The organism is Candidatus Nitrohelix vancouverensis, from assembly GCA_015698305.1.
In the GTDB taxonomy this organism is placed as follows: domain Bacteria; phylum Nitrospinota; class Nitrospinia; order Nitrospinales; family VA-1; genus Nitrohelix; species Nitrohelix vancouverensis.
Window position 1 is genome coordinate 854,537 of the sequence record CP048620.1, and the last position, 13,059, is coordinate 867,595.

At 49.4% G+C, this 13,059-nt stretch carries 15 protein-coding genes; 8 read left to right on the plus strand and 7 right to left on the minus strand.

What is annotated here, in order from left to right; genetic code table 11:
- Positions 1-358 precede the first annotated feature (358 nt).
- Positions 359-772 (plus strand): helix-turn-helix transcriptional regulator, encoded by a 414-nt coding sequence (locus tag G3M78_04175; protein QPJ64628.1) that lies wholly within the window; start codon positions 359-361, stop codon positions 770-772.
- Between the two features lie 134 nt (positions 773-906).
- Here the strand turns inward: G3M78_04175 and G3M78_04180 are convergent, their stop codons facing one another.
- A complete protein-coding gene (locus G3M78_04180) occupies positions 907-1,281 on the minus strand; it encodes a hypothetical protein (GenBank protein QPJ64629.1) in 375 nt (124 codons plus the stop codon).
- 201 nt (positions 1,282-1,482) lie between these two features.
- Here G3M78_04180 and G3M78_04185 point away from each other — a divergent pair, with 201 nt between their 5' ends.
- Positions 1,483-2,352, plus strand: coding sequence for a glycine--tRNA ligase subunit alpha (locus tag G3M78_04185; GenBank protein QPJ64630.1), 870 nt, complete (start codon positions 1,483-1,485; stop codon positions 2,350-2,352).
- Positions 2,353-2,411: 59 nt separating this feature from the next.
- On the opposite strand, the gene G3M78_04190 is transcribed toward G3M78_04185, so the two are convergent.
- From G3M78_04190 to G3M78_04215, 6 genes are all read right to left on the minus strand, one after another.
- Entirely contained in the window at positions 2,412-2,864 is a 453-nt protein-coding gene (locus G3M78_04190) for a CBS domain-containing protein (GenBank protein ID QPJ64631.1), read from the minus strand.
- 228 nt (positions 2,865-3,092) lie between these two features.
- The gene (locus G3M78_04195; protein QPJ64632.1) at positions 3,093-4,868 is read right to left on the minus strand and encodes a response regulator; all 1,776 of its coding nucleotides are present in this window, start codon (positions 4,866-4,868) and stop codon (positions 3,093-3,095) included.
- Between the two features lie 9 nt (positions 4,869-4,877).
- Entirely contained in the window at positions 4,878-5,720 is an 843-nt protein-coding gene (locus G3M78_04200) for an HDOD domain-containing protein (protein ID QPJ64633.1), read from the minus strand.
- Positions 5,721-5,725: 5 nt separating this feature from the next.
- Positions 5,726-6,091, minus strand: coding sequence for a hypothetical protein (locus G3M78_04205; protein ID QPJ64634.1), 366 nt, complete (start codon positions 6,089-6,091; stop codon positions 5,726-5,728).
- Positions 6,092-6,321: 230 nt separating this feature from the next.
- The gene (locus G3M78_04210; GenBank protein QPJ64635.1) at positions 6,322-7,389 is read right to left on the minus strand and encodes a radical SAM protein; all 1,068 of its coding nucleotides are present in this window, start codon (positions 7,387-7,389) and stop codon (positions 6,322-6,324) included.
- Between the two features lie 345 nt (positions 7,390-7,734).
- Entirely contained in the window at positions 7,735-8,190 is a 456-nt protein-coding gene (locus G3M78_04215; protein QPJ64636.1) for a hypothetical protein, read from the minus strand.
- A gap of 168 nt (positions 8,191-8,358) precedes the next feature.
- Here G3M78_04215 and G3M78_04220 point away from each other — a divergent pair, with 168 nt between their 5' ends.
- From G3M78_04220 to G3M78_04245, 6 genes are all read left to right on the plus strand, one after another.
- Complete coding sequence (locus tag G3M78_04220; protein ID QPJ64637.1) at positions 8,359-8,667, plus strand: HigA family addiction module antidote protein; 309 nt, start codon at positions 8,359-8,361, stop codon at positions 8,665-8,667.
- Between the two features lie 68 nt (positions 8,668-8,735).
- Complete coding sequence (locus G3M78_04225) at positions 8,736-9,350, plus strand: cation transporter (GenBank protein ID QPJ64638.1); 615 nt, start codon at positions 8,736-8,738, stop codon at positions 9,348-9,350.
- A gap of 149 nt (positions 9,351-9,499) precedes the next feature.
- A complete protein-coding gene (locus tag G3M78_04230; protein QPJ64639.1) occupies positions 9,500-9,991 on the plus strand; it encodes a hypothetical protein in 492 nt (163 codons plus the stop codon).
- 73 nt (positions 9,992-10,064) lie between these two features.
- On the plus strand, positions 10,065-10,427 hold the full coding sequence (locus G3M78_04235) for an addiction module toxin RelE (protein ID QPJ64640.1): 363 nt from the start codon (positions 10,065-10,067) through the stop codon (positions 10,425-10,427).
- A 4-nt stretch (positions 10,428-10,431) separates the two neighbouring features.
- Entirely contained in the window at positions 10,432-10,797 is a 366-nt protein-coding gene (locus tag G3M78_04240; protein QPJ64641.1) for a helix-turn-helix transcriptional regulator, read from the plus strand.
- Between the two features lie 372 nt (positions 10,798-11,169).
- Positions 11,170-12,999 (plus strand): 4Fe-4S dicluster domain-containing protein, encoded by a 1,830-nt coding sequence (locus G3M78_04245; GenBank protein QPJ64642.1) that lies wholly within the window; start codon positions 11,170-11,172, stop codon positions 12,997-12,999.
- The last annotated feature ends 60 nt before the right edge of the window (positions 13,000-13,059 follow it).

Below are 13,059 nucleotides of genomic sequence, written 5' to 3' on the forward strand. Positions count from 1 at the left end.
CAATTTTTAGAAATGTGAAAGGGGTGGGATAAAAAATATAATTAGTCCTTAAAAAATAAGGGTGTTTTTTTAAAAAACTTTGTAAAACCGTTATTTTTAGCCAATTAGCGATTGAAATTAGATAGATTCGTATTAGAATAACTGGAAAAAAGCAGGACTTTTCCCGGTTGTTTCAGGAAAAGATATACATAGTCTCCAGTAGGCGCTGGAGACCTTTTTATTTTTTGTTTTTAAGCAAAGGGAAGCCCTATCCATCCCGTCATTTATTTTTTGACAAAAGAGGGCTATTTATTTCCTTGAGGGCTATATTATAGACGCACCCCTCGAATATTATAAAACTATATTGGTTTAACGAAAAATGCAAGAAAAAAAACTTGGAACTGCGAAATTTTTAGGCGAAAGAATTCGGCAGTGGAGGAAGTCCTTGCCGCTCAAATCGTATGAATTAGCGAAATTAATCAATATCTCCCAAGGTTCGTTGTCGGATATTGAAAATAACAAGTCGCTTCCGTCAGCCGACACAATCGCTAAATTGTACAAGTACACCAACATCAACATCATCTGGTTGCTGACGGGTCAGGGCGCAATGAAAAAGGGAAAACAAGGCGCCGAGACGACTGAAGATTCCGGAGTTGAAGCGATGGAGCCTTATGGTCAGGACCAGACTTTGAAAGAGTTGATCGAAAAAGTCGTGCGTATTTACCATCGCGGCAATGCTGACAAGAAAGCGCATTTGAAGGGATTTCTCATGGGCGCCGACCCTGGAGAATAAACGCCTCCTCGGGTAGAACATTTGCCCCACTCGTTTTTGTGACAGATTTTTCCTGCGTATTTCTAAAAGCCCTCTACAAATTTATATTGTTGTCTGCCCGATAGTCGCGCTTCGCCCGAACGGGCGGCCTTGTTTTATAAGGCCGATCGACCCTTTTCGATTTCCAGATTTGTGAAGTCCAGTTTCGAATCCTTGTCCTCAACCAGCAGATCTATGATGCGCTTGAGCGTTTGCACATGCCCGCTTGCGGCTTCGACTGCATCGTATTTAGGGTCTTCATCTTCCAGAGATACAATTCCGGGGCTGACGTGGTTGATGTAAAAAATGCCGACGGGAACGCGTGGGTTATTTTGTTTCCCCTTGCAGGTATTGACAATGACGGTGAAGGCATCGGTTTGTCCCTGTGAATAAATTTCAAACACCCCGCCGTTTTTAACGGAATATTTTCGACACAGCGCGACGATGCGTTGGACGTCTGCTTCGGACAGGGCTTTATAGACTGTGTGCATTGTGGATGGGAAGGGTTGAGGGTTTCGGGCTGGTCTGCGCCAGCAGGATCGGGCGCCAGTTTAGCAAAAAAACACTGGGTTCGGCGCTCAATTCTATATTGATGGTTTTTTCCTGGAAGAAAAAATGCTAAGTTCCTTGGACTGATACCTTAAAAGGCGTGTTGGCAAACGCCATTCCCCGGATTTTTTGAAAGCGATCGTATGAATTTTCAGGACGTTATTTTCAGTCTGGAGCGTTACTGGGCCTCGCGGCAATGCGCGGCGCATCAGCCTTATGATATTGAAGTGGGCGCGGGTACGTTCAATCCGAGCACGTTTTTCCGCGCGCTGGGGCCGGAGCCGTATCGCGCGGCTTATGTCGAGCCTTCGCGTCGCCCGACGGACGGTCGTTACGGGGAGAATCCCAATCGCCTGCAACATTATTATCAGTATCAGGTGATTTTGAAACCGTCGCCTGCGGACGTGCAGGAGCAGTATCTGGGAAGCCTGACGGCGCTGGGCATCGACCCCTTGAAGCATGACATTCGATTCGTGGAGGACGATTGGGAGTCGCCAACCTTAGGCGCCTGGGGCCTGGGTTGGGAGGTCTGGCTGGATGGAATGGAGATCACCCAGTTCACGTATTTTCAGCAGGTGGGGAGCATCGAGCTGAACCCGATCACGGTGGAGTTGACTTATGGGTTGGAACGCATCGCCATGTACCTGCAAAACGTCGATAACGTTTACGATCTGAAATGGAACGATCAACTGAAATACGGCGACGTTCACCTCGAAACGGAAAAACAGTTTTCGCGCTACAATTTTGAAGCGTCGGGAAAAGAGCGGTTGTTTCAGTGGTTCGATATGTATGAAGCGGAGGCGAACGACTTGCTGGACCAGGACCTGGTATTACCGGCCTACGATTACACGCTCAAATGTTCGCATGCCTTCAACTTGCTGGACGCTCGCGGGGCGATCAGCGTCACTGAGCGTACCGGTTTTATCGGTCGGGTGCGCAAGCTGGCGCGTCGATGCGCGGAAGGTTATGTGCGCCGCCGCGAAGAAATGGGCCACCCTCTCAACGTCGCCTGAGATCTTCAGGCGACAGGGTTCGCAAAGCGAACCCTTCCTCTCTACAAGCTATCTGACTATCAGTCCCCTGCCAGCCCCGAAATGATATCGGTTTTGCCGATGATGCCGACGAGTTTTCCTTGATCGAGAACGGGAATCGTGTGGATGTCTTTATCGGCCATGAGCGATGCGACTTCCTGTACAGAGCTTTCGGGTGAAACGGAAATCGCGTCGGCGGTGTAGATGTCTTCGACCCGACCTCCGGTGATGCGCTTGAGTTCCTCTTCAAATTTTTGCTGACTTTCCAGAAAAATAACGGCGTCGAACAGGGCGATGGCGGTGGGGATATGAATCTGTTTATTCTGATCGATCAGGTCTCCTTCGGTGACGATTCCCGCGAGCTTGCCTTTTTCATCCATCACCGGCAGTCCGTTGACTTTGTGTTTTAGAAATAATTTTGAAAGGTCTTCGATGGACGCGTCTTTGCGAATGGAAACGACGTTCGTGGTCATGATGTCTTTGGCTTTAAGCATAGTGAATCCTAAAAAAATGGGTGGCATTGAATCCATTGTAATGCGCGCCAGAGCCGCAAACAATAAGCAATTCGATAATTTTCAATGAGAAGATGGAGAGGAATAATAAATCCTGAAATGCGCGCCAGAGCTGAAGATAATAGGCAATTCTAATTTAGAGATGAATGGATGGCGGGAGAAAAATTCATCCTGCGCGCATGGACCCGCTTGCCGGATCGGGGCAGTGTGTCAGGCGCCGTGTTGCGGCGTCGGCGTGTTGCTTTCGCTCAAAATTCTTTCAACCACTTCGATGAAGTGACCGATGTTCAGCGGTTTGGTGAAGTAGTCGCGAAAACCCATGTCGAGAGATTTTTTAATATCCTCTTTCATTGCGTTGGCGCTCAGGGCGACGATGGGTGTGGATGCGATATCTGGATTGCTCTGTATGGCCTGAAAGGCGGACCAGCCGCTCATTCCGGGTAGATGCAAATCCATCAGGATCAAATCGGGGTGAAAATGTTCAATGATTTTGATTCCGTTTACGGCGTTGGTGGCGGTAATGAGGTGACAGTTTTTCCTGGACCCGAGAATTTGCCGGACCAGTTCGATGTTGTCCAGATTGTCCTCTATATAGATGATTTTATATTTTTTGTCTCCAGGGCTGGGCGAGGGAATTTCGGGGACCTGCGTATTCGTGGAGGAGTCGGCGTCGTCGAATCGCCCTTTGGGGAATTCAACCGTGAAGCGGGAGCCGGAGCCCAGCTTGCTTTCAACGCTGATATCTCCTCCCATCAACTGCATCAGTTGTCGGGTGAAGCCCAGGCCGATGCCGGTTCCTTCGACTTTTTGAGGATCGTCGACCAGGCGCACAAAGGGTTCGAAGATGGCGGCGCATTGGTCTTCGGGAATTCCTTGTCCCGTGTCGGTCACCTGGATGATGATCGCGTCGTCCCGGTCCTCGCATTCGAGTCGCACGGTTCCTTCAGGTCGGTTGTATTTGATGGCGTTGGAAACGAGATTGATCAAGACTTGTTTGAATCTTAAATAATCGGCGTGGATCGGGACGTCTCCGCTCTCGAAATCCGGTTGATAGATTTTCACCTGATTGCTTTTGGCCAGCGGCTGTAAAAACAGGCAGACTTCTTCGATGGCTTTTTTGATATTGAAATGTTCGGGCTTCAAATCCAGCTTGCCGGATTCGATGCGAGCGAGGTCGAGAATTTCGTTGATCAGTTTTAGCAGGTGTTCCCCGCCGGTCACGATTTTGCTGATATTGTCCTTGTCGACCGGTTCCAGTTTGTTGGCGAGTTTGATCTGGAGCAACTGGGCAAATCCGAGAATGGAATTCATCGGCGTTCTCAGTTCGTGGCTCATTTGCGTGAGAAACAGACTTTTGCTCTGGTTGGCTTTGATGGCCCGTTCTTTCTCAAGGGTCAGATCGCTGGTGCGTTGTGCGACCAATCCTTCCAGATTGCGGTTTTTTTTATCGAGTTCATTGAAGAGGGAATAACTTTCAAGCGAGTTGGCGAGGTATTGGAGAATCAGGGTCGCCAGCTTGTATTTTTCCTTGAGATGAGGTTCGTTCTGGTTTTTCAAAATTCCGACGAACATGCCTTGGACCCGACTGCCGGTTGCGAGCGCGTGCAGGAGCAAGGGTTCCCCGGACGCGCCGTAGGAGCTGGAAATCATGCGATTCTGGTTGAGCGCCCAGGAAAAATCGTTGTTTTCAATCGTACGCTGGACTTCTTGTTCGATGTGTGAGGTTTCCGATTCCGGGCAGCAATAGCTGAGGCTGAAGTCGGAATCCATATCGTCTATCAAATAAAAGGCATGAGCGCTGAAGGGAAGGATTTTATTCAAGGTTTCGGAAGCTTCCTTGATGCGTTGGGTTGCGTTGCGATGGTCCTTTTGTTTAACGCTTCCCATAGCGCTGATGAGTTCGAGCGCAAAGTACTGCAGGCGAGACATCTCTTCAAAATAGGCGATGCGCTCCTCGTTTCGTGTGGTTTCAATTTCCTGGCTCATAGGTCGACCTCACAGCAAAAAATGGACCGATTCTTTATATTGATTTTCCACGCGTTCAAAAACGGTCTGGATACAGTTGAGCGGCAGGTCCAGGAGTTTCCACGCATTCGTATCGATTGCTGGAATATGGACTTCTCCGCTTTTTCCCAATTGCAGGCAGTGCGCGATGATGTCGCCCATGTGTACGATGGCCGCCATCGTTTTGTGTTGCGGCGCTTGCGAAGGCGCGTGATGATATTTAACAGCCTCTATCAGCGTTTCTGGAAACTTCCAGTTTTCCAGCACCTGGGCGCCGACTTCGCCATGATGGTTGCCTAATAAATGCTCTTCCATTCGGTAGAGCTGTTGGCCGGACATGCGGTACAGTTCCATCAGGCGATCGGTTTCCTTGGAGAAATTGCAGAACACGACAAGCCGCCCTATTTCGTGAAGGATGCCCGCAATATACATCGGCTCCGGGTTGCTTTCATGTTTCAGTATCGCCAGCGTGCGGGCGGCAATGCCAGTGGCGATACAATGTTCCCAAAACGCGCTCACTGGAACCACGTCATTTGAAACCGCGCTGAACTTTTGAATGATGAGGGTTCCGAAAGCAAGGTCGCGGATTTGCTCGGTTCCAACCATAGAGATGGCATGAGAGATCGTTTCGATTTTTTCATCCAGACTGAAATAACTGCTGTTAACGATCTTCAGTAATCGCGCGGTGAGTCCAACATCCTGGGAGATGATTTCCGCCATGTCGTTGAACGATTTTCTTGGATCGTCCAGAACGTCGTTTATTTTTTCGAGCAGTTCCGGAGGGGAGAACAGCTGAATCGCTTCGTCGGGAAGGCTGTGAAAATCTATGGTCATGTCGACTACTCGCGATCTTTAAGGTTTAACATGTGATGCCGCACAGCTCCCCTGAACAACTGCTGGATCAGCGGTTCCTTCGAGTTGTTATACCTGAACAATTGAAGACAGTGTAATTCCGCTTTGGCGATTTCAGGCAAGGGGGTTTCTTCCGGTAGCTGGTAACGAGTTTGTTTGGTTTCTTTAAGCTGACTTGGCGTTTCGTCGCTTTTTCGTATCGCTACATAAAGGATTCCCCATTTCTTGAAGATACTGCGGTGTTTCTCCTGAATTTGACAACCAGCGGCGAGCAGGGTTCTTTGGTGGAGGTCTTGTATATCCTCAGCGACCATCATTCCTTCTTTGAGTTCGTCTACATGGATCAGTATCATAAATACGTAATTTTAAATGGTATCTGTTGATTCGGTCATGAAGCAATCATCATTCATTATAATAGTAGTATAAACTTTTTTTTTGGTTGAGGGAAATTATGAGCGCTAATTTAAAGGGATGCAGAACAGTTCAGCGTAATTTTCCGGTAAAAGGGAGGTGGAGAGGCCGGTTTGGGCTTGGAGCTGGGGATTGGAGGCTAGATGCTGGGGATTAGAATCGGAATTGGGATTCAAACAAAATTATAGGCGAAGCATCCGCTGGAACAGCGCACCATATAGTGCGGGCAGGAGCGGCAGGGTTCCTTGACCTTGGTTTCTTCAAAGACGGTGTTGAGGAATTTCGAACCCATGCGCGCGGTGGCGATGCTGTTGACTTCCTTGAAATCGCCGATATTGCCGAGCTTGAGGTTATGAAAGGGGAAACAGTTGAAACAGTCGCCCTTGCCGTCGATATCCATCGGACTGCCGTCGGCGCAACCGAAATACAAATCCTGTTGGCCCCAGGTTTCCATCGCCGGGGTCTGTTTGAATCCGTGATAGTAAAAACGCTCGGCGAGATGCATTTCGTCTTCCTGAATATCGTCGAGAAAGCAGGGCGGAAAGGAGCAGTCGAAACGGAAACACATCTGCGGATATTTTTTGAGCATGGCAAACATGACGCGCCCAGCGGCGGGATAGTCCCGGATTGGCAAGTAGGCGTTGGATTCTCCGCCGACGATGGGAAAGGCCGGGCTGACACGGATGCGGTACATCTGGTCGCGCGGCAATCCGGCGTTCTGATAAATTGCGTCGATCTCTCTGCACTGGGCGGAGAGGTCCTGATTTTTTGAGTACAGGTTGATGCTGAAAGTGACGCTGAAGCCGTTCACGCGCAGAAGCGTTTCTGCAATTTCCTGACAGCGCTGGTGATTTTTTTCGGAAATGTTTTCGCGCGTCTGCCAGTTCAGGAGTACGGCGAAATAAATTTTGCGCAAGCGCGCTCCGTTGGGCCCGGCGATGCTGACCAACAGGTCCAGCGCCTTTTCGCTCATCAAACCATTGGTGAACAGGCCGAGAGAAGCGCCGGGCGTGATCGCTTCGTAGGTCAACTTCATCATTTCGACGAAACGCGGGTGCAGGGTGGGCTCGCCGCCCATGAAATTGATCACCGGAGCCTTGCTGACTTTGGGCAGAAGCTCCTTGGCAAAGAAGTCGAAGTCCATGGTTTTTTCCGGCGACTTCACGGTCTCTTCCATGTACTCATCTGCGAAGCAGTAATTGCATTTCAGGTTGCAATAGCTATTCAGTATGATATTCATGAAAGTCCTCTATTTAGGGGCGAAGCGCTTGCGTTTTCAATCAAGCCAGAGGCTCGACGCCCTACAGCGTCGCCACGCATCGGGTCGGTCGGGCCTCGCGCCAGTCGCGAGCTATATGCATACAGTCTAGATATTTATCCTACCATTTATAGGATTAATCCTACAACAGGGATTTTCATGAAATGAAGGGTTTTTGGCGAGAGATTTATCGCGATTGGCTGGGAAGGGCGCGCTTAAAAAACGGCGACAGATTTTTTTAAAAATCTGCCGCCGCTTGCATTAAAACCGGGCGACTGTTCTTTAGAAAAATCTGCCGCCGCTTGCATCCATACAAATTGCTAGGACTCAGGGCTTGATGTAGATATAACCCTGTTCCTGCAGATCGGCGATGCGTTTGACCGCCACCGGATGCTCGGTGGGCAGGAAACCGGGAACAAGGGAATCCAGAGGCTTGTTGAATAATTTCATGGAGACCTGGCACATCTCCGGTTGCGCCCCCTTGTCGAGAATCAGCTTCAGACGACTGACCAGGGTCGGGTCCGCCAGTTCCTTGTCGAATAAATTCAGCGCAGGACCGTGCACCACCACGACCACGTCGATCTTGTCCGGTCCGCCCTCCGCGTCGATATGCTTGTTGACCAGCGCCATGGCGTATTTCACCAGCTCCACATCGGCGCTGTCGATATGGTAAAGCACTTTCAGTTTTCCATCGGGGCCGCGATGCTCGGCGGCGGCGCTGGCGCCAGTTGCGCTGGACAGGGCGAGAACCAGACCCAGAAAAAACGTCATCAGGAATTTCATAATGCCTCCAGTTCAGTATAAAAAAATCAGGATTGATTCCATTATTTTACAGAGTTTAAAAGGCGAAAGGGGAAATATCATGAGAGATCGCAGCGCCGCCGATTGCTGGCCATATTTTGAAATTTATTGATAAGATGAAAAAATAATTTTGATTAGCGGAGTTGGAAAATGCTTCCCAAAAATAGACCGCCCACCCATCCCGGCGAAATGTTGCTTCTGGAGTTTCTGGAACCTGCCAAACTCACGCAGACGGAATTGGCGCGTCACCTGAACTGGTCCTTTGCCCGCCTCAATGAAATCATCAACGGCAAACGCGGCGTCACCGCCGACTCGGCGCTTTCTTTAGGCGAAGCCTTTGGCACAGGCCCGGAATTCTGGCTCAACCTGCAACGCAACTGGGATTTGTGGCACAGCCGAAAAAAGCATCGCCCTGTCGCCAAACTACAAATTAAATCACGCGGCAAGGTTTCTGCGTAACCTTTCCCTTTAATTTGAACGCTGAGAGCGTTAGCCTGTTCGGGAAACGAATTATCAAGGGTAATAAAATGTCCGATTGTTGCAGTCTGGAAAATGAAGAATTCAGCCAATTGCGCGGCAAGCAACGCCGCGCACTGGTCATTGTCTTGTGGATCAACGGCCTCATGTTTTTGTTCGAGTTCGCCGCAGGAATACTGGCCAACTCCTCCGCCCTGCTCGCCGACTCCCTCGACATGCTCGGCGACTTCCTCACCTACAGCCTGAGCATTTATGTGCTGGCGCGCAACGATACCTGGCAAGCCGGAGCCGCCCTGTTCAAGGGAATCATTCAAGCCCTGTTTGCCGTCGGCGTGATTTATGAAGTGATCGACAAGCTCCTGCACGGCGGCGAACCCTCCGGCCTCCTCATGGGCGGCGCCGGAACCATTGCGCTCATCGCCAACAGCCTGTGCCTGCTGATCTTGATGAAACACCGCGACGACAACCTCAACATGCAATCCGTCTGGCTGTGTTCGCGCAACGACGTGATCGGCAACGTCGGCGTGCTCGTCGCCGCAGTCCTGGTCTACTTCACCGGCTCGTCCCTGCCCGACATCGCCGTCGGAGCATTGATAGCCGCCATCTTCCTGCGCACCGCCTTTTTCATCATCACCAGCGCCCTGAAACAAATCCGCGCGAACTAGTTTTCAAACAGCGGGGGATTTTATCTTTTGGAGTAGGTTTAAAAATGAAGACAATAGTTAGTAATAATTAAGTAAAAGGGGGCTATTGTTAGGAGCACATCCTCAAATTGATAATATCTTGAACATCCAGGAAGGTAGGCTGATAATTTATGTTTGGATCTATATTTTCAATTAATAATATAAAAGACCAAAAAAGACATTTAGATTGTCAAGTTGGTGAATCTCGTTGGCATATTGAACTGTCTAATTATGATTTATCTGCTGATTTTTTAAAGTCTGACATTTATTTCGATAATATTTATCGGGTTGACTTAAGTAGTCTGTGCATCTTTAGTGATGTTGAATTAAAAAATAAGAATTATGAACTAGGCAATCTTTTTAATTTTGATAAATCTAAATATATTGGGACTATCGTAGTTGAAATGTCACTAGAAAAAGAGAAGCATTTAGACATATTAATTACGTTAATTGTACCTAAATTAGACTTTGACCAAATCTGGATGGACTTAAGCCATAATCAGATTGAAGGAGTGTTATTAAGGACAAAAAATAATACTAAGAATTATGATTCGAATGGCAAATTTTTAGGGTTGGAAGGGGAAGCGTTATTTTCAATATCCTCTATGAATATGAATTATTAAATTAATAGCCAATATAATGTTTTAAAAAACATATGTTCTTGACAGCATATTATTATTGTGTGCATAATAGCTTATGGAATGGAAGGTTGAGTTTCACGATCTTTTCGAGCCAGAGTTTGACGCGCTTACCGAAGATGTTCAGGATGAGATTCTGGCGCTTGGTAAATTGCTCAGAAGATTTGGTCCGCATTTGGAAAGGCCGCATGTTGGCTCTTTGAAAGAATCAAAGCACGCCAATTTGAAAGAACTCCGTTTCAATGCGGATGATGGCGTATGGCGGGTTGCTTTTGCTTTTGATCCCAAGCGTAAAGCCATCTTATTGGTGGCGGGAGATAAGTCGGGAAAAAGTAAAACGGCATTCTATAAAAGACTGATAAAAAAAGCGGATAAACGGTTTGATGCGCATCTCGAAGAATTAAAAGCCAAAAGGAAATAAGGTCATGGGAAGCAATTTGGATGAAAAAATCAAAAAACTGAGTAAAAAGCGTCAGAAGAAAATCGCCGCGCGCTTTGAAGCGCTGGAGGCGGAGGAGCTGACCCTGCGTGACCTGCGCAAGGCCAGCCGGATGACTCAAAAAGCTGTGGCTAAGAAATTGAATATCAGCCAGGACAATGTTTCACGACTGGAATCCCGTTCGGACGTATTGTTATCGACGCTGAAGTCTTATGTGCAATCGCTGGGCGGAAACTTGAGTCTGATGGCAGAGTTCCCGGACAGACCGCCCGTATCTATAACGGGATTTTCTGTACTGGTAGATAAAAAAACACCAAAGCCGAAATCACGCACAGCGGCCCAGCGTCGTTAGGGGTTTCATGAAAGTCTCTGGATTGCTTCGTCGCCCTTGGTTCCTCGCAATGACGGTCGCATAAATACTTCCTCTGCCATCCCCCTTCCGTCTTATTCCTTGTAATTTTTGCGCTTATTTGAAAAAATCATCGTTTTTGGGGTCGGGATCGGCGCGTTATGAGGCGGGATTGCGGGGTGTGGCTGAAAGGGACGATTTGAGAGCGGTTTGCATTGACATTTCTAACGGGGAATCCTAGAATAGCTGGCATTTCGTTATCATTTATGAGAAATTAAAGTGTTGGGTCCGAATGAACATTCCGGCCTGGCTCTGGTTCTATGAAATTTAATGGAAGCGCGCTTCCTCTAAGTGAATATTTAAGGAGATTGTTTCATGCCAGTTGCTGAAGAAAAAGAACAAGCGACGGATAAGCAAAAGGGAACTATTAAAATTACCGTGTGTAAAAGCCTGAGCGGCATCGCCGAGGGCGCGGAGAAGGTCTACGCGGAATTTGAAAAGCAGATCGCGGCCATGGGCGCCAATGCGGAGATGGGCGACAAGAATTGCGAAATGGGCCAGGTGGGTTGCCGGGGCTATTGTAGCCGCGACGTGCTGGTGGATGTATACGTTCCCGGCGAACCGCGCGTGACTTACGAAAAAGTGAAGCCGGAAATGGTCTCTTCCATTCTCAAGGATCATATTGTTGGCGGTAAAGTTTTCAAGAAGGCCGCGTCGAAAGAGGATTATTACGAAACGCTTGGCAAGCAACAGCGCGTTGCCATGGAATTCGGCGGCGCCATCGATCCTGAGAATATCGACGAATATATCTCGGTGGGCGGTTACGAGGCTTTGAAGAAAGTTCTCAAAACCTTCAAACCGGGCGAAGTGATTGAAGAGATTAAAAAATCCGGTCTGCGCGGCAAGGGCGGCGGCGGATTCGTCACCGGCGTGAAATGGGAAAAAGCGGCGACGGCTCCAACGGATGACCTGGGCACGCGCTACATCATGGTGAACGGCGACGAGGGCAACCCGGCGTCTTATATGGATCGCTCCATCATGGAGGGCTGTCCGCATCAGGTGGTCGAAGGTCTGCTGATCGGGGCTTACGCGATTCAGGCGACGGAAGGCATCATCTATACGCGATCGGATTACACCATCGCCGTGAAGCGATTGAACAAGGCTCTGGAGCAGGCGCGCGAGCGCGGTTTCCTCGGCAAGAATATCATGGGTTCGGATTTCAGCATCGACGTTCGCGTTCACGAGGGTATGGAATCCTTCATCAACGGCGAATCGACGGCGCTGATGCAGACGGTGGAGGGCAAACGCCCGATGCCGAAGGCGCAACCGCCGCATTCCTGCAACAACGGTTTGTGGGGTCGACCGACTTTGCTGAACAATGCGGAGACCTGGTCTACGGTTCCGGCGATCATCCGCAAGGGCGCGGACTGGTACGCGGGCATGGGACCGGACAACGCCAACGGCTGTAAGGTCTGGGCGATCTCTGGCAACATCAAATACAATGGTTTGATGGAGCTGGACATGAACACCACCTTCAAAGACGTGATCGAAGATTATTGCGGCGGCATTCAGAAGAAGAAGGCGCTGAAGGTCATTCACGCGGGCGGCGTTACGGGCGGTTTTCTGCCTCCTGAGATGGCGGACACGAAAACCGATTACGAGAGCTTGCTGAACGCGGGCGTCATCATGGGTCAGGCGAGTTTCGCGGCTTACGATGAATCGGCTTGTGTGGTCGATCTGGCGAAATTCTGTATCGGCTTCAACGAAGCAGAAACCTGCGGAAAATGCACGCCTTGCCGTATCGGGCTGACGCTGATCCGCAACAAGCTGGATGATATTTCCGAAGGTCGCGGCAAGATGGAAGATCTGGAAGATCTGAAAAATCTGTGCGAAGAGATCAATGTGACCTCCTTGTGCGGTCTGGGCGAAACGGCGGTGCATGCGGTATTGACCGGCATCAAGTATTTCCGCAAGGAATACGAGCGTCATATCGTCGACCAGATCTGCGACGCGGCAAAATGCACGGGTCTTTACCATTATGTGGTCAAGGAAGATGATTGTGTCGCCTGCGGCGCCTGCATCAAGCCTTGTCCGACCGGGGCTATCACCGGCGGCACCCGTAAAGAAGCGGCGCATATCGACATGGATCTTTGCATCAATTGCAACGCCTGCTATCAGGCTTGTAATTTTCTCGCGATTCTGTAAACGCAGAGCGTTTTACGATTTTACGATCCCGCCCTGGCCTCCTCAGGAGGCTGTGGCGGG